Consider the following 19,965-nt stretch of genomic DNA (forward strand, 5'->3'; position numbering starts at 1 on the left):
CGCCGCTTCCTTGCCTGCAAAAGAAACTCTTATTTTTACCGCATTCTCCGGCACGGGCCATCCGCCTCCGCTCCGCTTCGGCGGAGCAAGGGTGCTTCGCTCAACGCTGAAAAAAGTTGCCGGTACCATCACCGCACGCGATACCTGCTCTACTATTCTCCCTCCCGGCATCATTGGTCGTCAGCTTCCTTAAAAAATTTTTTATGTTGCCAAGGAAACAATATAGTTTTGCTGACACAGGCAGCATGAAAAAGGCTGCTTTTCGTCAAATAACCAGGGCGTATTAACGGCCCCAAGCCAAGGCACAGCTTTTATGCCCATGTTCATGGCGGTTCTGACCGTCGAATTCAGCCTGGACGGCAACGACAACCTCAAGGCCAAGCGCCGCGTCGCCAACAGCCTGAAACAAAAAACCCGCAACAAATTCAACGTGGCCATCGCCGAAGCAGGCACCGAGGACTGCCTCACCCGCCTGCGTCTGGCCGTGGTTTCCATTTCCAACAGCGAAACCCACCTCCGTAGCCGCATGGACAAATGCGCCCTGATGATGGAAGCGGTCTGCTCCGAGGAAATGGTGGGCAGCCAGGTGGAGATTTATGCCGCAGACTGAACTGATTCCCGCGTTCTTCCGGGACGGCGCGCAACGTATGGCCCAAGCCCTGCGGGGCGTGGACCGCGTCCTGGTGTCCGGCCACGTCAACCCCGACGGCGACGCCGTGGGTTCCCTGGCCGCCGCCGGGCATATCCTGCGCGCCATGGGCAAGGAATTCATACTCTACAGCAGCACCGGCCTGCCCCAGTACCTGAAGTTCTTCCCCTTGCCCGGCACGGTGCGCACCAGCCTGAGGCATCTGCCTTTCACGCCCCGCAGCGCCCTGCTGCTGGACTGCGGCGAACCCCACCGCCTAGGCAGTGAACTTGCCGATCGCCTGCCGCGCCTCACCAGCGTGAACATCGACCACCATCTGGGCGGGAACGGCATGGGCAGTCTGGCAAACTGGGTGGAGCCCCAGGCGGCGGCCACCGCCCAGCTCATGGCCTATGTGGCCCTGGCCGCCGGTCTGCCGCTCGAAAACGAACTGGCCTGCGACGTGGCCCTGGGCATCATCACGGACACGGGCGGCTTCTGCCACGGCAATACCAGCGCGGACGTCTTTTCCCTCTGCGCGCATCTGGTGCGCAACGGCTGCGATCTGACCGGGCTGCGCGAGCGTCTGGAAAACACCTGGAGCATGGGCCGCATGCGCCTCTGGGGACGGCTCATGGACCGCGCCCGCCTGGAACGCAACGGCGAGATAGCTTTCTGCCGGGTGCTGCTGGAAGATCTGCGCCAATGCCGGGCCCTCAAAGAGGATTTGGAAGGCTTTGTGGAGCAGTTGCGGCGTCTGGGCGGGGTGCGCGCGGCGGCCCTGCTGCGCGAGGACAGCCCGGAACTGTGCAAATTCAGCCTGCGTTCCTACGGCGCCACGGACGTGCGCGCGGCCGCGGCCGCCCTGGGCGGCGGCGGGCACCTCAACGCGGCGGGCGGCACCTTGAGGATGACGCCGGACCGGGCCGAGGAAGCCCTGCTGGCGGCCGTCAACGCGCAACTGGACCGGGAAGACAATATCTGATCCGCTGTCGATAACAGATAACATTTTGACTTCGCGCCGCACTGCGGCTATGGTGCATGCTTGCGTATGACCAACGAGGAAACCGCCGCCGCGCCGCAAACGCGCCCGCCCCAGCTGCCCCAATTGCACGGGGTGCTGGTGCTGAACAAGCCCTCGGGCCCCACATCGGCCCGCTGCCTGACGGCGCTCAAGCGTCTGGGGCAGAAAAAAATCGGCCACGCCGGAACGCTGGACCCCCTGGCGTCGGGCGTGCTGCTGGTGTTGCTGGGGCAGGCCACCAAGCTCTCCTCGCACCTGATGGCGGGCGGCGGCAAGGTCTACAGCGGCGTTCTGCGCCTGGGCCGGACCACGGACACCTGGGACTGCCAGGGCCAGGTGCTGACCGAAGCGCCTTGGGAACACGTCAGCGAAGGCGATGTGCGGCGCGAGATCAGCCTCTGGCAAGAAGCGCGCGAGCAGCCCGTGCCGCCCTATTCGGCGGCAAAGCATGAGGGCCAGCCTCTGTACAAGCTGGCCCGCAAGGGCGCGGCGGCTCCGGCCAAGGTCAAACGCATGGAAATTTCACAGGCGGACACGCTCGATGTGAGCCTGCCGTTTGTGCGCTTTCGGGTCGCTTGCAGTTCCGGCACCTACATACGCTCCCTGGCCCACAGCTTGGGGATGCGACTTGGGTGCGGAGCCGTGCTCACGGAACTGACCCGGGAGTATAGTCACCCCTTCGGCCTTGACGCGGCCCGCGACCTGCGGGACCTCACGGCTGACCCTGCCCTGCTGGCCGCCAGCCTGCGTCCCATCGCCTCGGCGCTGCCGCACTGGCCCAGGGTGGAGCTCACGCCGGAACAGGCCGCGCGGGTCCGCAACGGCATTGCCGTGTCCTGCGCCGCAACCCCGTCCGATAACGGGACGGCGGAGGACGACTTGGCGTTGTTGCTGGTCCAGGGCGAAGCCCTGGCTCTGGCGCGGCGTGAGGATGCGCCGGGCGGGCCCTGCTGGGCCGTATTGCGGGGACTTTGGAACTAACTTCATCCTCTCAAGGAGAACTGCTGTGGTCATGGATGCGGAACAGAAAAAGACGGTTATTGACGCCCACGCCAAACATGAAGGCGACACGGGTTCCCCGGAAGTCCAGGTGGCGCTGCTCACCGCGCGCATTGAAGGCCTGACCGGGCACTTCAAGGTGCACAAGAAGGACTTCCACTCCCGTACCGGCCTGCTCAAGCTGGTGGGCCAGCGCCGCAAGATCCTGAACTATCTGAAAAAGAAAGATGTTCAGCGCTACCGCGCGCTTATCGAAAAACTGGGCTTGCGCAAGTAAACTTTTTGGCTGAAAGGGGGAGTCGCGGACTCCCCCTTGCCGCATTCGGCTTACGGTTCGTCCGCGACGCGGATGCGGCTGCATGAACGCCCGCAGGGGCACAAACGCGAGAGAAGGGGGGTCCGGGAAAATCAGGCAAATTTGTCGTTCATTTGCCCGCTTTTGCCGGAATCCCCTTCGGACGAGCAAAGGATTCACATATGTTGCAGGATATTTTCAATCCCACCAGGGTCACAGCCCAGGTGGGCGGCAAGGAAGTCATTTTTGAATGCGGCCGTCTGGCCAATCAGGCCCACGGCGCGGTCTGGATGCAGTGCGGCGGCACGGTGGTGCTGGTCACGGTCTGCTCCCAGCCCCTGGAATTCGACAAGGGCTTTTTCCCGCTTACGGTGGAATATTCCGAAAAAATGTACGCCGCCGGACGCATTCCCGGCAGCTTCTTCCGGCGCGAGATCGGCCGTCCCTCGGAGCGTGAAACCCTGGTTTCCCGCCTCATCGACCGGCCCATCCGCCCGCTCTTTCCCAAAGGCCTGAACGAGGACGTCCAGGTGCTGGCCAGCGTGATTTCCGCCGACCAGGAGAACGAGTCCGACGTGCTGGCCCTGACCGGCGCGTCGGCGGCCTTGATGGTTTCGCCCCTGCCCTTTGAGGGCCCGGTGGCGGGCGGGCGCATCGGCCGGGTCAACGGCCAGTTTGTGCTCAATCCCTCCTTTGAGCAGCAGGCCCAGAGCGACCTGAACATCCTTTTCGCGGCCTCGCGCGACGCCCTGACCATGGTGGAGGGCGATGCCCGCTTCCTGTCCGAGGATGTAATCATCGAGGCTCTGGACTGGGGCCGCAAGGAAATCCAGCCGCTCATCGACGCCCAGCTTCAGCTGCGCGAACTCTGCGGCAAGGCCAAGATGGCCTTCACCCCGCATGAGGACGATCCCGCCCTGCTGGCGCGGGTGCATGAGCTGGCCCGCGAGGCCGGCATCGAGGACGCCCTGCGCGTGCCGGACAAGCTAGAACGCAAGGACGCCCGCAAGGCCGTGAAGGGAAAAGTCATGGAGGCCCTCAAGGCCGACCCGGCCTGGGCCGAGAACGAAGCCGCGCTGAAGAGCGTGGGCGACATCATCGGCGACCTGGAAAAGAAGTTGGTGCGCGCCCGCATCGTCAACGAGGGCACGCGCATCGACGGACGCGACACCAAAAGCGTGCGCCCCATCCAGATCCAGACGGGCGTGCTGCCCCGGGCCCACGGCTCGGCGCTGTTCCGCCGGGGCGAGACCAAGTCCCTGGTTATCGCCACCCTGGGTTCCTCCACGGATGAGCAGCGCATGGACTCGCTCACCGGCGACGTGACCAAGCGCTTCATGCTGCACTACAACTTTCCGCCCTACTGCGTGGGCGAAGTGAAGCCCGTGCGCGTGTCGCGCCGTGAAATCGGCCACGGCGCCCTGGCGGAAAAATCCCTGCGGCCCATTCTTCCGGCGGACGCGGATTTCCCCTTCACCCTGCGGGTGGTGGCCGAAACCATGGAATCCAACGGTTCCTCCTCCATGGCCGCGGTCTGCGGCGGCTCCCTGTCGCTGATGGACGCGGGCGTGCCGGTCAGCGCGCCGGTGGCCGGCGTGGCCATGGGCCTGATCAAGGAAGGCGAAAAATTCATCGTGCTCACCGACATTCTGGGCGATGAGGACGCGCTGGGCGACATGGACTTCAAGATCGCGGGCACGGCCGACGGCGTGACCGGCGTGCAGATGGACATCAAGATCACCGGCCTGACCACGGACATCATGCGCGCCGCCATGCGGCAGGCACGCGAAGGCCGCCTGCACATCCTGGCCGAAATGGCCAGGGCCATCGCCGAGCCGCGCAAGGAGCTTTCGCGCTTCGCGCCGCAGCACGCCGAAGTCTTTGTGAACCCGGACATCATCCGTCTGATCATCGGCCCCGGCGGCAAGAACATCAAAGCTATCACGGCCGCCACCGGCGCGTCCGTGGACATCGAGGATTCGGGCCGGGTGTCCATTTTCGCGCCCACGGCCGAAGCCCTGGAAAAGGCCCGCGAAATGGTGGCCTACTACGACCAGCGCCCCGACCTGGGCAAGAACTACCTGGCCAAGGTCCGCAAGGTCATGGAAATCGGGGCCATTGTGGAAGTGCTGCCCAATGTGGAAGCCCTGGTCCATGTGTCCCAGTTGGATGTGAACCGCGTGGAGCAGCCCGGCGACGTGGCGCGCCTGGGCGAGGACATGCTGGTCAAGGTCATTGAGATCAACGGAGACCGCATCCGCGCCAGCCGCAAGGCCGTACTCCTGGAAGAGCAGGGCCATCCCTGGAATCCCGAGGAAACCGCCCGCCCGCCGCGTTCCGACCGCGGCGACAGGGGCGACCGGCATGACCGCGGCGGACGCGGCCGGGATCGCGGCGACCGTGGTGATCGCGGCGGACGTCGCTGAACATAACGTCGCGTCCCGTCCTTCCGCTTCCCCGAAGGGGGAAGCGGAAGGACGGAGACGCACAGATGGGGATTTTTCGCATGCCCGGAAAACGCAAGGAAACAATGCCCGAAGAGGCTGCCGAACGGCCCGCCGCTGAGCAGTTTGTGCAGGTGAGCCCGGCCGACGGCGCGATGCCTGACGGACGGGAGCCCACGCCCGAAGAAATGGAAGCCATGCTCGAAGGCAAGAACCGCACCCACTTCGAAGGCCTGGGCGACGCCTGGGCCGTGCTCACCGGCCAGAATCCGGCCGCGGTGGTGCCCCAGGTGGTGGGCACGGTCATGCACGAGGGCGGCACCCGTCCCGCCTGGCAGTGGAAGCGCGGCGGCAGGGATCACATCCTGCTGGCCTGGCCCCAGGACCAGCCCGTGCGCGCCTCGGTGCTGGTGGCCGGGGAAGAAGGCGGCAAACTGGCTCCGGTCAGCGCCGTGCCCCTGCTGGACGGCCTGCCCAACGATCTGACCGTGGAGGAAGTCCACCCCTGGGAAAACGGGCTGGGCGCCAATGTGGCCGTAAGCATGATCGAGGGCAAGAATCCCATGTGGTTCTTTGACCCGCTCTACGGGCGGGACCGTGACGACCTCACGCCCGGCATCACCCATACTTTTCTGCTGGCCGGTCTGGCCTACGGCCTGCGCAAGGCCCTGCTGGACGAGGTGACCATCACCCAGGGCCCGAAATTTGAAGCCTACGCCGAAGCCTGGCTGGCCGAAAACCCCGGCGCATCCCGTCTGGACGTGCCGCCGCTCAAGGTCAAGGTGGCGGGCCGCCACATGATCATGCCGGGCCGTCGCTTTTGCGAATACCAGATGCGCGCCGTCATTGAGGAAGTCCAGGACTGCCAGCTGGAAAAAATGCCGGTCAAGCTCCTGTATCTGAGTTTCCCCTTTGAAAACCGCGAGCCCATGCGCCTGGCGCTCTATGTCTCCAAAATGGTACTGGGCGACTTTGAGCCCGAAAAAGGCCAGGAAGTGGACGCCTATGTCTGGTTGCAGGCACGGATCATTGATATCGACCAGGGCCCGCAGCAGTAGGCGCGTGCTCCCGATCAACAACAGCGGATCAACGTTGAAAAGTGACATTCTCAACGTTGACGCTGCCTTCAGCCTGCGGCGGGTACGCGGTCCGGGAGGCGCGGCATGAGCGCGCCTCTGCTCTGGTTTCTGCTGGGTCTCGCTTTTCTGCTTATCGAGCTGATGGCCCCGACCCTGGTGCTGATCTTTTTCGGCGCCGGGGCTTGGGTCACAGCCTGCGTCGCGCTGCTGGGCCTCTCCCTGAACTGGCAGCTGGTGACGTTCATCTTTGTCTCCCTGTTCACCCTGCTTTTTCTGCGCCGCCATTTGCGCGCCGTTTTCGGCGGCCGGGCCCACCGGGTCGATGACCAGGGCGGCCATGCCCCGACCCATCCCCTGACGAACCGCGTAGGCACGGTCAGCAAAACCCTGCGCCCCGGCGAAGTGGGCGAGGTGAGCATTGACGGCAGCTTCTGGCGGGCCGTGGCGGAAACGGAAATCCACGAAGGCCGCCCGGTTCGCGTGCTCGGCACCCAGCCCGGCGATGCGCTGATGTTGCGGGTGGCCCCTTTCGACGGCCCTTCGGGAGAGCGGATCTAGAGCAGATTCGCTTTGAAATTGTACCAATTTCAAAGCTGACGCTGCCTTCAGCCTTGCGGCCCCGCCCTCCCCCTTCACGCACAACCATTCCGGAGCTCCTATGTCCCTCTTTGAATCCTTTGGTCAGTTCGGCTGGCTGTTCCTGCTGGCGGTACTGGTCATCATCGTTCTGATCAAAACCGCCGTTGTGGTGCCCAACCAATCCGCCTATGTGGTGGAACGCCTGGGCAAATTCCACAAGGTGCTTTACGCGGGCTTTCACCTGTTGCTGCCCTTTGTGGATGTGGTGGCCTACAAACGCAGCCTCAAGGAGCAGGTTCTGGACGTGCCCAAACAGACCTGCATCACCCGCGACAACGTCAGCGTGGACATTGACGGCGTGCTCTACCTCCAGGTCATCACGCCGGAAAAATCCGCCTACGGCATTTCCGATTACGAATGGGGCGCCATTCAGCTGGCTCAGACCTCGCTGCGCTCGGTCATCGGCAAGCTGGAACTGGACAAGACCTTTGAGGAACGTACCCGCATCAACCAGGAAGTAGTGGAGGCCCTGGATGCGGCCACCGCGCCTTGGGGGGTCAAGGTGCTGCGCTATGAAATTCGCGACATCACGCCCCCGGCCACGGTCATGGAAGCCATGGAAAAACAGATGCGCGCCGAACGTGAAAAGCGTGCCACCATCGCCGAATCCGAGGGCGAAATGCAGTCGCAGATCAACCGGGCCGAAGGCGCCAAGGCGGCGGCCATTGCCCAGTCCGAAGGCCAGAAGCAGGCCATCATCAACCAGGCCGAGGGCGAGGCCGCCCAGATCCGCACCGTGGCCACGGCCACGGCCGAGGGCCTCCGCATCGTGGGCGACCAGCTGGGCAACGACGGCGTGGCCGCGGCCCAGCTCCGGCTGGCCGAGGCCTACATCAACGAATTCGGCAAGCTGGCCAAGACCGGCAACAGCATGATCATACCGGCCGACGTGGCCGACGCCGCCGGCATGGTGGCGACCATGACTAAGATCATCAAGCCGGGCCAGGGCCTGTCCGCCGAAACCAACAAGACCAAAGCCTGATTGGGCATATAGGCCAAGGGGGAATCGGCCATGGCGGCATTTTTCATAGTCAGCATCCAGCTCGACAATCCGGCCGCCCGTCCGCTCTATGATGCCTATATTAAGAAAGTAAGGCCCATCGTGGAACGTCACGGCGGCCGCTACCTAGTGCGGACCGAACGGCTTGCGCATCTTGCCGGGGACTGGCGGCCGGACCGGGTGATTATGATCCGTTTTCCGGACAGAGCCGCGCTGGAAGCCTGCTTCGCCTCGGAAGAATATCGGGCCATCCAGGATCTGCGGCTTGCGTCTGTCAGGAGCAGCGCGGTCATTGCCGAAGACGACTGAGCCCCACGCTTACAGCCTTTTCTCGCGCCGCGCGCCGTGCCCCTCACAATTGGGCACGGCGCGTCCGCGTTCCGGACTCCCTTCATCCCGGTTCCCTGAAGGCGCATCAAAACAGGCAAAAGCAACGGCTCTCCGGCTTTTCCCGCATCTCTTGCGGAAAAACATCTTTCAGACTATGAGATTACAATACCCCTCCGTACCGACCCTCTAACCACACCTCTGTCTTATCCCGCCCTTCGCGCATTTTCTCAGTTCTTCCATTGATTCCCCGTTGACGCCACATGGAGGTTCCCGAAGTGGACCCGAAACGACTGCCTTTGATGACACGCCTTGAAAAAAAACTGGCGGATCTCGGCGTGGGCATGCGCGCTAAACTCATCAGCCTGTTTGCGGCCATCAAAGTCTTGCCTTTGATTCTGCTCGCCCTCCTGGCCTGGATGCAATCCAAGGAACTCGGCGAGGAACTGAAAGTCCGCACGGCGGAAATTTCGCGCAAGGCCGTGAAGGCCCTTGATCATACCGGCAAGATCGCGGTCAACGACACGGTGCAGGCCCTGGACAACCGTGCCACCGCCGAGATAGAGCGCATGACCACCGACACGGCCCGCGCCGTGGCCGACTTTCTGTATCACCGCGACGCGGACATTCTTTTTGCCGCCGCTCTCCCCCCGGACGAGGCCTTGTACCGCAACTTCACAGCCCAAAAGCTGGGCCGCCTCGTCAAGCCCGGCCAGTGGGAGCTGGCGGCCAACGGGCGGTCCTGGCAGCGGGCAAGCCCGCCGCCGCCCGCGCCGCGGATCACCTCCTCCATTGAGGAAAACGACTACAGCTTCCACTACCGGCCGCCCGACGGCTTTGAACGTGAATCCCGCCCCCTGTATCTTGAAATGACCTTTGTGGACCTCGACGGCATGGAGCGCCTCAAGGTGACCACCTCCCCGCTTTTGTCCCCAACGCTCAAAAATATCGCCGACAGGCGCAATACCTTTGTCAGGGCGGAAAGTTATTTCGCGGAGCTAAAAAAACTCAGGCCCGGCGAGATTTACGTTTCCGACGTCATCGGCCAATATGTGGGCACGAATTTCATCGGCATGTACACGCCGAGCAATACACGGGCCCGCCATATCCCCTATGATCCGGAAAAGCAGGCCTATGCGGGCAAGGAAAATCCCAACGGCATACGCTTCAAGGGCCTGGTGCGCTGGGCCTCGCCCGTGGTGCGCGACGGCGCGGTTACGGGCTACGTCACCCTTGCGCTGGACCATGACCACCTCATGGAATTCGTGGACAGGCTGACCCCGGCCCTTGAGCGCTACACGGAACTGCCCGACGCCTTTGAAGGCAATTACGCCTTCATCTGGGACCACAAGGGCCGCAGCATTTGTCACCCCCGCCACCACTCCATCGCCGGTTATGATCCCGAAACCGGCGACCCGCAGGTTCCCTGGCTTGAAGAGCGAATTTACGAGGAATGGCAGGCCAGCGGCAAAAGTTACGCCGCGTTCATTGAGGACGTGCCCACCTTTCAGGCCCAGTCCAACAGCAAAAAACCAGCGGCTGAACTGACCCGCCGGGGCATGGTGGGCCTGGATTGCCGCTATCTGAATTTCGCGCCGCAGTGTACCGGCTGGTTCGACCTGACCAGGGACGGCGGCTCGGGCTCCTTTCGCATTTTATGGAGCGGCCTGTGGAAGCTGAACACCGCGGCGGCCATTCCCTATTATACCGGGCAATACGGCAACAGCCGCCGGGGCTTCGGCTTTGTGGCCGTGGGCGCGGGACTGGATGAATTCCACCGCCCGGCCATGACGACGCAGGCCACCCTGCAAAACCTCGTCAGCGCCACGGATGAGGAACTTTCCGCCGTTTCCGAAGACACCTACCGGGCCATCGGCGAAAACCTCTGGCAGACCGCCGCGAGCCTGTCCGTTTCCACAACGCTCATGTCCGTGCTGGTCATCCTCATCGCCATCTGGATGGCCTCGGTCTTTACCAGGCGCATCGCGCAGATGGTCCGAGGCATCTCCCGCTTCCGCGCGGGCGAGCGGCAATTTCGTTTTCGCGCGCCGGTCAAGGATGAAATGGGGGCCCTGTCCGACTCCTTCGACGGTTTGGCCGACAGCCTGGTGAACAGCGACAAAGGCCCGCTCAGCATTGTCGATCTCTCGGGCAAGCTGGCATACATGAACGAGGCCGGGCTCGCCCTGATCGGCAAATCCCTGGAAGATGTGCTGGGCAAGCCCTATGCGGAAAACACCATCTTCCCTCCGGGCACGGCTTACTGCCCGCTGGCATGCCTGGCGCGCGGCACAGAGCCGGAGGTGCTCCGGCATGAACATTCCGGCCGCTACTACCAGGGAAGGGCCGAGAGCCTGACCGACGGCCGGGGCGTGGTTACGGGCCATCTTGTGCATACCGCCGACGTCACCGCCATTATCGAGGAGCAGAAACGCATTGAACGACAACGCGCCCTGCTGGAAACCATTTTCGTCAATTCTCCGGACATACTCTGGTATCAGGACAAGGGGGGCAACTACCAGGCGGTCAACCCGCGCTTTGCGGCCCTGGTGAATAAAACTCCCGAGGAAATTCGCGGATTGCCCGCGTCCGCCGTCTTTCCGCCGGAGGTCGCCGCCCGCTCGCTGGAAAATTTCCGGGCGGCCATCGAGGGACGCACGCCTCTGTATACCGAAGAAACCGTGTATTTTGCCGACGGCCACAGCGAAAATATGGATGTGGTGCGCATCCCCCAATTCAATGCCGGGGGCGAGGTTCTGGCCCTGCTGGGCGTGGCCCGCGACGTTTCGCAGCGGGTTGCCGTGGAAAAGGAGCTGCGCCGGATCCAGACGGAATTGCAGGAGGCCTGCGCCACGGCCAACAGGGCCAACGAGGCCAAGAGCTCCTTCCTGGCCCGGATGAGCCATGAAATACGCACACCCATGAATGCCATCATCGGCATGGCCAATATCGCCAGAAAAAAACTACACGCGGGCAGTCCCACCGATGAACTGCTGAACTGCGCCAATCAGATAGAGGTTTCCTCGCACCATCTGCTGGGCCTGCTCAACGACATTCTGGACATCTCCAAAATCGAGGCGGGCAAGATAGAACTGAGCGAAGACAGTTTTGCGCTTTCCAAGCTTGTGGACAGCGTGGAGAGCATTATCCGTCCCCGCTGCATGGAGAAAAACATTGCTTTCAATGTTGCCGTGGAAGGCATTGCAACCGCGCATCTGAAAGCGGACTCGCTGCGCCTGCGGCAGGTGCTGATCAATCTGCTGGGCAATGCGGCCAAGTTCACGCCGGAACTCGGGGAAATTCTTTTCCGGGTGCGCCAGGAGGACAGACGCCGGGGCGAACGCCTGATTTCCTTTCTGGTTCAGGACAACGGCGTGGGCATTGCCGAGGAAACGCTCAAGACCCTGTTCAAGCCCTTTGAGCAGGGGGGCACCCACATTGCCCGCGCCTATGGCGGCACGGGCCTCGGGCTCTCCATCAGCAAAAGCATCATCAAGCATATGGGCGGCGATATTGCCGTCACAAGCACGCCGGGCAAGGGCAGTGCATTTTCATTCTTGCTCTGGCTCAAGGAAGCGGACAACACCCCGCAACAGCGGGAAGCCCCCGACAAAAGCCCGGCAGCCTTGGCGGGCAAGCGCATTTTGCTCGTGGATGACGTGGAGATAAACCGCATCATCGTCATTGAACAGCTTTCGAACCTGGGTCTGCGGATGGATGAGGCCGCGGACGGAACCGAAGCCGTGGCGATGTTCGCACGCTCGCCCGTCAACTTCTATGACCTGATTTTCATGGATCTGCAGATGCCCAGGATGGACGGCTACGCTGCGGCCAAAGCCATCCGCGCCATGGACCGGCCCGATGCCCGAAGCGTGCCGATCATCGCCCTGACCGCCAATGCCTTCAAGGAAGACGTGGACCTGGTGCTGGCCAACGGCATGAACGGCCATCTTGCCAAGCCGCTTGAAAACGACAAGCTCATGGAGATGCTGGAAAAACTCCTGGCCAACGGCGACGGCGAACAGCGGCGGCCTCCGGCATAGCCACCGCACCCTGAAGACCACGCGCAACGGCGACTCAACGTAAAAGGCGGTCGCGGCCGCCCATGAGGGCTTGCCGCGACCGCCGAAATGCGCCGGTTTGGTGCTGTGCCTAGTCTCCGGCCTGCGCCTTGAGCGCCTCGGTCTGCGCCGCTGTGGACAGGGCATCGAACAGCGGAGTCAGTTCGCCTTCCATGATCCGGTCCAGGGAATAGAGAGTCAGGTTGATGCGATGGTCCGTGCAGCGGCCCTGTGGAAAATTGTAGGTGCGGATGCGTTCGGAGCGGTCGCCTGAACCCACCTGGGCCTTGCGGTCGGCGGAGAGTTCGGAATTCTGGCGTTCACGCTCGGCGGCCAGAATGCGCGAGGCCAGCACCTTCATGGCCCGGGCCTTGTTTTTGTGCTGGGAGCGCTCATCCTGGCAGGTGACCACCGTGTTAGTGGGCAGATGGGTGATGCGCACGGCGGATTCCGTCTTGTTGACGTGCTGGCCGCCCGCGCCGGAAGCGCGGTAAATATCGATGCGCAGGTCTTCGGGCCGGATCTCCACGTCCACTTCCTCGGCTTCGGGCATCACGGCCACGGTGGCCGCCGAGGTGTGGATGCGGCCCTGGGTTTCGGTGGCGGGCACGCGCTGCACGCGGTGGGTGCCCGCTTCAAATTTAAGTCGGCTGTAGACCCGGTCGCCGGCGATCAGGCAGATGATTTCCTTGTAGCCGCCGGACTCGGACGGCGACTCGCTCATGATTTCCACCTTCCAGCCCTGAAGCTCGGCATAGCGGGTATACATGCGGAAGAGATCCGCCGCGAACAGGGCCGCCTCCTCCCCGCCGGTGCCCGCCCGGATTTCCAGAATGGTGTTCTTTTCGTCCAGGGGGTCCGTGGGCAGCAGGGCCACTTTCAGGGCCTGCTCAATCCGGGGCAGTTCGCTTTCTGCCCTGCGAATCTCCTCATGCGCCATATCCCGGATATCCGGGTCCTCGTCGTGCAGCAGTTGCTTGTTTTCAGCCATTTCCTGCTGCAGGGCCCGGTGGCGGCGGAAGAGATCCACAATCTCACGCAGATCGGCATGCGCCTTGGTCAGTTTGCGGTAATGCTCCTGATCGTTGAACACGTCGGGCTGGGCCAGAGCTTCTTCCAGCTCCATATATTTCTTTTCAAGGCCTTCCAGTTTGGCGAACATATACGATCTCCAACACGCACTGCAAAAAGATGAAAAAGAACAAAATACGATCCACCCGGCCCCTGGCGGGCGCGGCAACGGCCCGCACGGCAAAACGACCGAGGCAGCCCGAGGGGGCTGTCCCCGTTGGCGGCAACGAAGCCATACGGAGATCGACAGCAGCGATAACCGCATTTTTTACCGGAATGAATCCTTTGAAACGTGTGCGTCTCAAAGGCAATCCGCCCTGTCCCGGCGCGGGTGAAAAGTCAGGCTTCCGTATACGGCGCGGTGCGGATGTTGTCCCCGGCGTCCGGCCCCAGGGCCTCGCGCAGGGCAACCACGGCCACATCCAGCTGGGCTTCGTCCGGCTCGTAGGTGGTCAGGCGTTGCAGAGCCAGACCCGGCGCGCGCAGCAGCGTGGCCCAGAAGCCGTCGGGCATGCGCGCCGCGTAACGGATCAGCTCGTAGGCCAGGGCGCTGATGGGCACCATGAGCAAAAGTTTGAAGGCGATGGTCAGGGCATGCTTGGCAATCGCGCTCTGGGGCGTGTAAATCATCAACAGCAGGGGCACCAGCACCGCGTGCAGAATGATCGAAATGCAGATCACAAAGAGCAGAAAGGTGGTGCCGCAACGCGGATGCAGGCGGCTCATGCGGGCGGCGCTGGCCGCGCTGACCTCGTCCCCGCTCTCAAAGGCGTGGATGGTCTTGTGCTCGGCCCCGTGGTACTGGAACACGCGACGGATATCCGGCACATAGGAAATCAGCCGGATATAGCCCATGAAGATGCAGCACTTGAAGAAGCCGTCCCAGAGATGGAAGGACAGCCCTTCCACGTCGCCGCCCAAATGCAGCCAGAGCATGACCAGCGACAACAGATGCGGGGCCACCACAAAAAGCGCGACGGCCATGACCAGCGCCAGGCCCAGGCTCAAAGCCAGATGCCAGCCCGAAAGCTCTTCCTCCTCGCCCTGGGCCGCGGCTTCCACCGAACGGTTCAGGGCCTGGATGCCGTTGACCAGGGTTTCCAGCAGAACCGGAAAACCCCGCACAAAGGGCTTCTTGAGCCAGGCATGGCGGGTCAGGGAAAACCAGGGCAGCCGCTGGGCGCGAATGACGCCGTCCGGACGGCGCACGGCAAGACCATAGGTATCGCCGTTGCGCATCATCACGCCCTCCATGACGGCCTGACCGCCCACCGGGGGGCAGTCGGCCGTCAGGCAGGGCAAAAGGGCCAGCAGGCCGGGCACAAGGCCCGGCGGCGGGGCGAAACGCATGCGTCCGGCCGGTCCGCGCTTACTTCTGCTCAAACTTGGCGTACTTTTTACGGAAGCGGTCAATGCGGCCGGCCGTATCCAGGAAGCGTTGCTTGCCGGTGAAGAAGGGATGGCAGGCGGAGCAGACTTCCACATGCACCTGTTCGCCCTTGGTGGAGAGCACTTGCTCCTCATGGCCGCAGGCGCAGGTAATGGTGGCCATGAACACTTTGGGATGAATGTCTTTTTTCATGACAAAACCTCGTCGCAGTCGGCCGGACCCGGCTTCGAGCAGCCCGCCTTGCCGGAATGGACCGGCACGGGCCTGACCTTTACGGACGCCGCGCAATTTTTTTACTCTGCCTGAAGGGAATATCAGACAGGGATGACATATATAGACCTCTTTTTGTCGCTTGGCAAGCGCCTCGCGCGCCGGGATCAGGCGGGCGGACCGCCATTGCCAGCGCGGCTCCGAGCGGCTATATCTGCCCCATGCCCAAAGACAAGCGTCAGCGCGCCGACCAACTGGCCTTTGAACAGGGCCTGGCCGAAAGCCGGGAGCAGGCCCGCCGCCTGATCATGGCCGGTCAGATCGTCCTTTCGCCCACCGGGCCGGACGGCGAGCCCCTGCTGCCGCCCGGCGCGCCGCCGCAGCGCGTGCCCAAGCCCGGCCACCCCTACCCCACGGAAACGCGCTTCGCCCTGCTGGAAAGCGAACGCTACGTGAGCCGGGGGGCCTACAAGCTGCTGACCATCCTCGACCACTTCCATCTGGACGTGAGCGCCCTGGTCTGCCTGGACGCCGGAGCCTCCACCGGCGGCTTCACGGACTGCCTGCTCCAGCGCGGGGCCGCGCGGGTCTACGCCGTGGACGTGGGCCGCAACCAGTTGCATGAAAAACTGCGCGCCGACTCCAGGGTCGTCAGCCTGGAAGGCGTGAACCTGCGCCACGCGCCGCCGGAGCTGATCCCCGAAGCCGTGGACCTGGTGGTGGCGGATGTCTCCTTTATTTCCCTGACGCTGGTGCTGCCGCCGTGCATGACCTGGCTGAAGCCCGGCGGTCTGGCGGCCGTGCTGATCAAGCCCCAGTTCGAGCTGGGGCCCGGCGAAACGGTCAAGGGCGTGGTACGCGACGAAGCCGCCCGCCAGCGCGCGGTGGACAAGATTCTGGCCTTTTGCGCGGCCAACCTGAGTCTGGCGAGCGAGGGCGTGCTGCCCGCCGCCGTCAAGGGGCCCAAAGGAAATCAGGAATACATGGCCCTGTTTCGAAAGAACCGGCGGGACTGAACCTGGAGCAGATTGCCTTTGAAACGCTACACGTTTCAAAGGTTCATTCAGCCGAAGACCGCATTCTTCGGCTGAATCCACACCGCGTTGCGGCGGGCGGCTCGATTTGCTCACCGCCTCGCATTCCAACTTTTTCAAAGTTGAAATGCTCTAGCGCCCCCGGCGCGTCCGCCAGGCACTCGTCGCGTTGCCGGAACCTCACGTTTTTTTCGTCCTGCCGCCCTTCTTTTCTTTGCCCGGCTTTTCCTCCGCACCAGCCTCGCCCGGCCGGAACAGCCTGCCCCGCTGCACGGCCTCCTTGCCGAAACGCCCGCGCAGCGTGTCCAGGGCCTGGTCCAGCTTGCGCCGTTTGGCCTCCTGTTGCGGATCATGACCGCCCTTGCCCAGCGCCTTGCTCAGGTCCCGGCCCGGCAGAAGAAGCTGGACCGGATTCTCCTCAAAACCGGAAACACCCAGGCCGATGAGCCGCACGGCCTGTGGCAGCTTGAGTTCGCGCAGCAGTTCCCGGCCGGTCTCAAAAATGGTCTCCGTGGCGTTGGTGGCTTCCGCCAGGGTGCGGGACCGGGTGATCTGGCGAAAATCCGCGAACTTGACCTTCAGGGTGATGGTCCGGCCGCTGAGCTTGTGTCGCCGCAGCGAGGCGCCCACCCGCTCGGCGTGGGCCAGAAGCATGCGGATCAGAAACTCCCGGTCGCGGGTGTCCCGCTCAAAGGTGCATTCCGCACTCTCGCTTTTCATGGGCCGCTCGGGCGTGACCGGGCGCGGATCAATGCCGCAGGCCCGCTCATGCAGGGCCCGGCCCCATTTGCCGTAGCGCTTTTCCAGAAATTCCGGGCTGTAGCGGCGCAACTGGGCCACGGTCACAATGCCCAGATCCCGCAGGCTCTCCACCATGCGCCGTCCCACGCCGGGCAGGCGGCCCACTTCCAGGGGCAGGAGGAAATCATCCACATCCTCGGGCCGCAGGATGAACACGCCGTCGGGCTTGTTCACATCCGAGCAGATCTTGGCCAGAAACTTCACGGGCGCGGCCCCCACCGAGCAGGTCAGGCCGCCCGTCACCTCGGCCACCCGACTCTTGATCCGCGCGATGAGCTCTTCCAGCGGGCCGAACAAACGCGTGAGGCCCGTGGCGTCCAGATAGGCCTCGTCGATGCTGGCCGGTTCCACCAAAGGGGAAAAATCGCCCAAGGCCGCCATGATGGCACGCGAAAGCTCGGAATAACGATGACGGCGGCCGTGGACAAAGATGCCCTGCGGGCAGAGCCGCCGGGCCGTGACAATGGGCATGGCCGAATGCACGCCGAAGACCCGCGCCTCATAGGAGGCCGTGGACACCACCCCGCGCAGGCCGCCGCCGATGATCACCGGTTTGCCGCGCAGTTCCGGGTTGTCCATTTGCTCCACAGCGGCAAAAAAGGCGTCCATATCCAGGTGCAGAATCATGGTGAATCCGGTTTTGCCCCCAGCAAGGCCGTGCCATAGGAATTTTGCCCGCCGGCAAGGAAGGCGAGCTTTTTATGACGGGAGTGGACTCTGCCGGTCCTCGACCGGAATACAAAGCTCGCCTGACGCAGCCAGCGGACAAAAGAACATGGCACGGCTATTCCAGTTCCTCGCGCAGGCGCTGCAATTCACTCTGCGCATGGGCGTCCGTGGCCCCCAGGTCGTGCAGCAGGAATTCGGACATGGCCAGGGCCACTTCCCGTTCGCCGCTGAAGACCTCGGCCACGCCCAGCTTGCGCAGGGCACGGGCCTCGCTCAGGAAGGCGGTATTGGCCAGAATACGGATGCCGGAATTGACCGAGCGGGCAATGGGCGTCACTTCACGGGCCGGAATGGACGGCGTGGTCAGCAGCAGGGCCTCGGCCCGTTCCAGTCCGGCTTCGCGCAGCACCTCGGCCTGGGCCGCGTCGCCGTGCACCGCCGGTTTGCCGTCGGCGCGCAGTTTGCGCACCGTGTCGATGTTGTTTTCCACCACCACCGGCGTGATGTCGCTGTCGCGCAGGATGCGGCAGAGGTTGCGGCCCACCGGGCCGTAACCCACCACAACCACGCGGTGGGGCTCGTTTTCCTCGACGGTCCCGCCAGCCCCCACAGCCTCGGCGGACAGACGCGGCAAAGGAGAGCGGGAGAGCCAGGCCGGGCCGTGCCGCTCCAGCCAGCGGACCGCGCCGTCAATGCGCCGGTACAGCAGGGGGTTGAGGGTAATGGAAATCATGGCCGCCGGGATGATGGCGTTGTTCACCTCGGGTCCGAACAGGCCGTGGCTGATGCCCATGGCCGCCAGAATGAAGGAAAATTCGCCGATCTGGCCCAGAGCCACGGCCACGGACAGGCTCAGGCGCAGAGGCTTCCGGAACAGGGTGGTCATGAGCAGAGCCGCCAGCGGCTTGACCACAATAATGATGCCCAGGGTCGCCAGCATCAGGGGCCAGTCGCTGAGCAGGGCCGCCGGGTCGAAAAGCATGCCCACGGAAACGAAAAAGAGCACGGCAAAGGCGTCGCGCAGGGGCAGGGCTTCGGCGGCGGCGCGGGCGCTGAAATCGGACTGGCCCACCACCATGCCCGCCAGAAACGCGCCCAGGGCCATGGAGGCGTCAAAAAAGAGCGCGGCGGCCACGGCAATGCCCAGCGCCAGGGCGATGACCGCCAGGGTGAAGAGATCGCGGGTGCCGGTGCGCGCCACATAGCCCAGGAAAAGCGGGATCAGCTTCTGGCCCACCAGCAGAGTGAACACGGAAAGCGCGGCCAGCTTGAGCAGGGTCAGGCCCAGGGCGGACCAGAAACCGCCGCCGCTGACGCCGCCTTCGGGCGTAAGCACGGCGGGCAGCAGCACCAGAAGCAGAATGGTGAAGAGATCCTCCACCACCAGCCAGCCCAGGGCCACATGGCCGGTGCGGGTGTGCAGGGCGTGGTTGTCGGAAAGCACGCGGGTCAGCACCACGGTGCTGGCCACGGAAACGGACATGCCGAACACGGCCCCGGCCAGGAGCGAAAAACCGAACAGGGACAATATGCCCATGCTGGCCACGGTGGTCAGGCCGATCTGGGCCACAGCCCCGGCCACGGCGATATTGCGCACGGCCAGCAGGTCCTTGAGATGGAAATGCAGGCCCACGCCGAACATCAGCAGGATCACGCCGATCTCCGCGCATTGGGCCGCCGTGGCCGCGTCGGCCACAAAGCCCGGCGAATGCGGGCCCACCAGCACGCCCGCCAGCAGATAGCCCACCAGGGGCGAAAGATGCAGCTTCTGGGTGATGAAACCCAGTACCAGGGCGGCGGAAAGGCCACCGGCCAGAGTCAGGATCAGAGTGACTTCATGCGTGCCGCTCATGGCCGGGCCTCCCCGCATTCTCCGTTTTCGCCGGGCAGCCATTGCAGCCAGAGGGAACGGCGGCGCGGGCCGTCGCCCTCACAGAGATAGACGGACTGCCAGGTGCCCAGGCGGATTTCGCCGTCCTCCATCAGAAGCAGCAGGGAGGGGCCGTGCAGGCTGGCCTTGATGTGGGCGTCGCTGTTGCCTTCGGCATGGCGGTAGTCGCCTTGCTCCGGCGCGAGGCGGCTGAAAAAGGCCAGCATGTCGCGCCGCACGTCCGGGTCCGCGCCTTCGTTGACGGTCAGACCGCAGGTGGTATGCGGGCAGAACAGGGCCAGAGCTCCCTGCCGCCAACCCCGCTCACGGGCCATGCGGCCCGCCAGGGCGCGCAGCTCCGGGGTAATGTCGCGCATTTCGCAACGCGCGTTGGTAGTGAATTCGAGTTTGTACATAAAACATG

At 63.7% G+C, this 19,965-nt stretch carries 17 protein-coding genes; 11 read left to right on the forward strand and 6 right to left on the reverse strand.

Annotated features, from left to right (window positions below):
- Positions 1–319: 319 nt before the first annotated feature.
- From AXF13_RS12935 to AXF13_RS12980, 10 genes are all read left to right on the forward strand, one after another.
- Positions 320–610, forward strand: coding sequence for a DUF503 domain-containing protein (locus tag AXF13_RS12935; protein WP_062254906.1), 291 nt, complete (start codon positions 320–322; stop codon positions 608–610).
- Positions 597–1,613: a DHH family phosphoesterase gene (locus AXF13_RS12940; RefSeq protein ID WP_062253867.1), complete on the forward strand. Its 1,017-nt coding sequence runs from the start codon at positions 597–599 to the stop codon at positions 1,611–1,613. The genes AXF13_RS12935 and AXF13_RS12940 overlap by 14 nt, the downstream gene beginning before the upstream one ends.
- Positions 1,614–1,679: 66 nt before the next feature.
- A complete protein-coding gene (gene truB, locus AXF13_RS12945) occupies positions 1,680–2,633 on the forward strand; it encodes a tRNA pseudouridine(55) synthase TruB (RefSeq protein ID WP_062253869.1) in 954 nt (317 codons plus the stop codon).
- Between the two features lie 25 nt (positions 2,634–2,658).
- The gene (gene rpsO / locus AXF13_RS12950) at positions 2,659–2,928 is read left to right on the forward strand and encodes a 30S ribosomal protein S15 (RefSeq protein WP_008683142.1); all 270 of its coding nucleotides are present in this window, start codon (positions 2,659–2,661) and stop codon (positions 2,926–2,928) included.
- 203 nt (positions 2,929–3,131) lie between these two features.
- A complete protein-coding gene (pnp, locus tag AXF13_RS12955) occupies positions 3,132–5,372 on the forward strand; it encodes a polyribonucleotide nucleotidyltransferase (protein WP_147568428.1) in 2,241 nt (746 codons plus the stop codon).
- Between the two features lie 80 nt (positions 5,373–5,452).
- Positions 5,453–6,448 (forward strand): hypothetical protein, encoded by a 996-nt coding sequence (locus AXF13_RS12960; protein ID WP_062254908.1) that lies wholly within the window; start codon positions 5,453–5,455, stop codon positions 6,446–6,448.
- Between the two features lie 105 nt (positions 6,449–6,553).
- The gene (locus tag AXF13_RS12965) at positions 6,554–7,027 is read left to right on the forward strand and encodes an NfeD family protein (protein WP_008683139.1); all 474 of its coding nucleotides are present in this window, start codon (positions 6,554–6,556) and stop codon (positions 7,025–7,027) included.
- Positions 7,028–7,127: 100 nt separating this feature from the next.
- On the forward strand, positions 7,128–8,090 hold the full coding sequence (locus AXF13_RS12970; RefSeq protein ID WP_008683138.1) for an SPFH domain-containing protein: 963 nt from the start codon (positions 7,128–7,130) through the stop codon (positions 8,088–8,090).
- 30 nt (positions 8,091–8,120) lie between these two features.
- Positions 8,121–8,417: a DUF1330 domain-containing protein gene (locus tag AXF13_RS12975; protein ID WP_009302526.1), complete on the forward strand. Its 297-nt coding sequence runs from the start codon at positions 8,121–8,123 to the stop codon at positions 8,415–8,417.
- Positions 8,418–8,737: 320 nt separating this feature from the next.
- Positions 8,738–12,478 carry an ATP-binding protein gene (locus AXF13_RS12980; RefSeq protein WP_190276355.1) on the forward strand — a complete coding sequence of 1,247 codons (3,741 nt, stop codon included), beginning with the start codon at positions 8,738–8,740 and terminating at the stop codon, positions 12,476–12,478.
- A gap of 109 nt (positions 12,479–12,587) precedes the next feature.
- Here AXF13_RS12980 and prfA read toward each other — a convergent pair whose 3' ends face one another.
- The 3 genes from prfA to rpmE form a co-directional block, all read right to left on the reverse strand.
- Positions 12,588–13,658: a peptide chain release factor 1 gene (gene prfA / locus AXF13_RS12985; protein WP_062253872.1), complete on the reverse strand. Its 1,071-nt coding sequence runs from the start codon at positions 13,656–13,658 to the stop codon at positions 12,588–12,590.
- A gap of 248 nt (positions 13,659–13,906) precedes the next feature.
- Positions 13,907–14,917 carry a DUF1385 domain-containing protein gene (locus AXF13_RS12990; RefSeq protein WP_009302524.1) on the reverse strand — a complete coding sequence of 337 codons (1,011 nt, stop codon included), beginning with the start codon at positions 14,915–14,917 and terminating at the stop codon, positions 13,907–13,909.
- A 19-nt stretch (positions 14,918–14,936) separates the two neighbouring features.
- Positions 14,937–15,149, reverse strand: a complete 213-nt coding sequence (gene rpmE / locus AXF13_RS12995; protein ID WP_008683132.1) for a 50S ribosomal protein L31 — start codon at positions 15,147–15,149, stop codon at positions 14,937–14,939.
- 239 nt (positions 15,150–15,388) lie between these two features.
- On the opposite strand from rpmE, the gene AXF13_RS13000 reads away from it, so the two are divergent.
- On the forward strand, positions 15,389–16,183 hold the full coding sequence (locus AXF13_RS13000) for a TlyA family RNA methyltransferase (RefSeq protein ID WP_062253873.1): 795 nt from the start codon (positions 15,389–15,391) through the stop codon (positions 16,181–16,183).
- A gap of 198 nt (positions 16,184–16,381) precedes the next feature.
- Here AXF13_RS13000 and AXF13_RS13005 read toward each other — a convergent pair whose 3' ends face one another.
- The 3 genes from AXF13_RS13005 to AXF13_RS13015 form a co-directional block, all read right to left on the reverse strand.
- Positions 16,382–17,629, reverse strand: a complete 1,248-nt coding sequence (locus tag AXF13_RS13005) for a DNA polymerase IV (protein WP_062253875.1) — start codon at positions 17,627–17,629, stop codon at positions 16,382–16,384.
- A 157-nt stretch (positions 17,630–17,786) separates the two neighbouring features.
- Positions 17,787–19,523 (reverse strand): cation:proton antiporter, encoded by a 1,737-nt coding sequence (locus tag AXF13_RS13010; protein WP_062254910.1) that lies wholly within the window; start codon positions 19,521–19,523, stop codon positions 17,787–17,789.
- The gene (locus AXF13_RS13015) at positions 19,520–19,957 is read right to left on the reverse strand and encodes a secondary thiamine-phosphate synthase enzyme YjbQ (protein ID WP_062253877.1); all 438 of its coding nucleotides are present in this window, start codon (positions 19,955–19,957) and stop codon (positions 19,520–19,522) included. The genes AXF13_RS13010 and AXF13_RS13015 overlap by 4 nt, the downstream gene beginning before the upstream one ends.
- Positions 19,958–19,965 lie beyond the last annotated feature (8 nt).

The sequence above is a fragment of the Desulfovibrio fairfieldensis genome (genome assembly GCF_001553605.1).
Lineage (GTDB): Bacteria > Desulfobacterota > Desulfovibrionia > Desulfovibrionales > Desulfovibrionaceae > Desulfovibrio > Desulfovibrio fairfieldensis.

Coding starts and splice junctions, on each gene's coding strand:
- rpmE (WP_008683132.1), bottom strand. CDS start 15,149: ATGAAAAAAGACATTCATCCCAAAGTGTTCATGGCCACCATTACCTGC.
- AXF13_RS13010 (WP_062254910.1), bottom strand. CDS start 19,523: ATGAGCGGCACGCATGAAGTCACTCTGATCCTGACTCTGGCCGGTGGC.
- AXF13_RS12970 (WP_008683138.1), top strand. CDS start 7,128: ATGTCCCTCTTTGAATCCTTTGGTCAGTTCGGCTGGCTGTTCCTGCTG.
- AXF13_RS13000 (WP_062253873.1), top strand. CDS start 15,389: ATGCCCAAAGACAAGCGTCAGCGCGCCGACCAACTGGCCTTTGAACAG.
- AXF13_RS13015 (WP_062253877.1), bottom strand. CDS start 19,957: ATGTACAAACTCGAATTCACTACCAACGCGCGTTGCGAAATGCGCGAC.
- AXF13_RS12940 (WP_062253867.1), top strand. CDS start 597: ATGCCGCAGACTGAACTGATTCCCGCGTTCTTCCGGGACGGCGCGCAA.
- prfA (WP_062253872.1), bottom strand. CDS start 13,658: ATGTTCGCCAAACTGGAAGGCCTTGAAAAGAAATATATGGAGCTGGAA.
- AXF13_RS12965 (WP_008683139.1), top strand. CDS start 6,554: ATGAGCGCGCCTCTGCTCTGGTTTCTGCTGGGTCTCGCTTTTCTGCTT.
- AXF13_RS12980 (WP_190276355.1), top strand. CDS start 8,738: ATGACACGCCTTGAAAAAAAACTGGCGGATCTCGGCGTGGGCATGCGC.
- AXF13_RS12975 (WP_009302526.1), top strand. CDS start 8,121: ATGGCGGCATTTTTCATAGTCAGCATCCAGCTCGACAATCCGGCCGCC.
- truB (WP_062253869.1), top strand. CDS start 1,680: ATGACCAACGAGGAAACCGCCGCCGCGCCGCAAACGCGCCCGCCCCAG.
- AXF13_RS12935 (WP_062254906.1), top strand. CDS start 320: ATGTTCATGGCGGTTCTGACCGTCGAATTCAGCCTGGACGGCAACGAC.
- AXF13_RS12960 (WP_062254908.1), top strand. CDS start 5,453: ATGCCCGGAAAACGCAAGGAAACAATGCCCGAAGAGGCTGCCGAACGG.
- AXF13_RS12990 (WP_009302524.1), bottom strand. CDS start 14,917: ATGCGTTTCGCCCCGCCGCCGGGCCTTGTGCCCGGCCTGCTGGCCCTT.
- AXF13_RS13005 (WP_062253875.1), bottom strand. CDS start 17,629: ATGATTCTGCACCTGGATATGGACGCCTTTTTTGCCGCTGTGGAGCAA.